The organism is Finegoldia sp., from assembly GCF_046991905.1.
Classification (GTDB): Bacteria; Bacillota; Clostridia; order Tissierellales; family Peptoniphilaceae; genus Finegoldia.
Map to the genome: position 1 here is coordinate 3,596 of NZ_JBKWZF010000016.1, position 2,041 is coordinate 5,636.

Annotated in this window: 2 protein-coding genes; both read left to right on the forward strand. The window is 30.8% G+C overall.

Going from position 1 to position 2,041, the window contains the following annotated elements; all coding sequences use genetic code 11:
• Positions 1–1,140: 1,140 nt before the first annotated feature.
• Entirely contained in the window at positions 1,141–1,449 is a 309-nt protein-coding gene (locus ACLUJM_RS07635; RefSeq protein WP_412412580.1) for a TnpV protein, read from the forward strand.
• Positions 1,335–2,041, forward strand: a 707-nt coding sequence (locus tag ACLUJM_RS07640; protein ID WP_412412569.1) for a hypothetical protein, incomplete at its 3' end; no start/stop codon positions are given. The genes ACLUJM_RS07635 and ACLUJM_RS07640, both read left to right, overlap by 115 nt.

Genomic DNA, 2,041 nt, shown 5'->3' on the forward strand with positions numbered 1-2,041 from the left:
CAATCGTTTTTTTATTGCAATAAAAAGATAGCGTAAATGACATTTTAAAGTTATCTTTTGCTTACAGAAATTAAAAAAATAGAAAGAAATAAAGTTTAATAAATAAATATATAAAAATTTAGTTCATTTTTATCACTATAATGAGGAGGGATAAAATGCCAAGATATGATATAGTAGATTTAAGCAGATCAATCTATCTTGCAAAAGAAGAATTTAAGAAAGATATAAAAAAATATGAGGAATATTTAAAGGTATCAGGCAATAACTATAAGTATCCATATATACATCAAATATCTATATACAATATGGATCCAAAAGCAACAGCCTGTGCAGAATTTGATTATTGGAAAAGTATAGGTAGAAGCGTTAAAAGAGGCGAAAAAGGAATACCACTTTTAGATATAGATAGTGGAAGGATAAAATATATCTTCGACATAAGGCAAACAGTAAGTATTAATCATAATATTTCTGAGGTAAAGTTATGGAAATATGATAGCAAAAAGCATTTAAACTTACTAGATGACCTGATAGATAAGTTTAAAGAAAAAGATAGTAAGCTTCTATTAAGCCAAGAAGATAAAATTGATGCCTTAGTAGAAAGTAATGTTAGAGGAAAATTCAATAAAATTTTAGAAAGTCTATCTGATGAAAGTTTAAAAAGCATTCAAAAGGTAGACCTTTTTAATTTGTTAAAAGAATCCGTAAAAATTTCTATAAGCGAGAGAATAGAGGTCTCATATCAGTTAAAAGAAGAAAACTTATCTTTACTGTCTAAAATATCAAGTTCGGACATAGACAAAGTATTAAGTATAAGTGCTAATATAAGTAAAAATATCTTACTTGATTTGGGAAGTGAAATAAAAAGATTAGAAATTTTAGAGAAAATTCAAGAAAGAAAAGATTTGGAGCAGACAAAAGAGCTTAAGGAGCGTTATAATAAATTAAGTTCTGATATAAACGGTGAAATAAATTTTAAAGGAGGCTTGGAAGATGAAAGAGAAATTAACATTGGCAGGCAAGGAATACCTCATGGAGGAGGGGATTTACACACCAATCGTCAAGGAGAATTCCTTCGAGAGACAGGGAGGGACATACAAGATGGAAGAATTGGAGGAAGGAATGGAAGTCCTAGTACCCAATATGGCAATTCCCAAGGAAATAGATTTAAAGAAACTCAACAGATGGGGAAGGATGAGATTGAACTTTCTCAAGGAGAACAAAGAAGAGGATTATCAGATAATGTATTTGCAAGGGAAATTGATGGATCATCTTCTATCAAAGGAAAAAGAGATAGAGGACTTTATCACGAGGGAAGAAGTCAAAATGATGGAAACTTGGGGGCTGACAGAAGAACTGAAAGAAGAGGACTATCTGAAATATCTGAGATTGAAGAAGAACATGGATATGACCCTACAAGAAATAGGGGAAAGGGAGATAATCTTAATCTAAAAAATGAGGAAGTAGAGTCTACTTCCTTTTTTTCTGCTAAAAATCAGGGAGAGCAAATATCCTTCTCAAATCCAATAAGTCAAAGAGAAATAGATACATTTTTAATTCATGGAGGAAATCATGAAGATGGAAGATTAGCAGTAATAGCAGAATTTTCTAAGGGTAAATCTTTAGAAGAACAGGTAAACTTTTTGAAAGAAATATATAGGGGAGCCAATGGTCTTGAAATTGAAGGAAGAAAGATATCTGCATGGTTTGGAAAGGAAGGAGCAATTTTTAAAGATGGAGATGAGGCAAGATATAGAGAAGGGCAAATAGTTTCTTGGAAACATTTAGCTAATAATATTAATGATTTATTAAATAGAGGAGAATTTGCTAGCAACGTGGAGGTTATAGAAAGTGCCACATATGAAAGAGAAAAAATAGCAGAAAAATTATTGTATTTAAAGAGAGATCTTTCTGATGAAACTAAGGACAGATATTTAGCGATCCTTAATGATATAAAAGGGAGAGGCTTCCCAGATGAAAAAGAAAATCTCGGGAAAAAACTTGAAGATAAAAATTTTATAAATAAACTCAGAAAAGAATACGA

What these genes read in the sequence shown, in the direction of transcription:
- ACLUJM_RS07635 (WP_412412580.1), top strand. Translation starts at nt 1,141, where the DNA reads ATGGCAATTCCCAAGGAAATAGATTTAAAGAAACTCAACAGATGGGGA.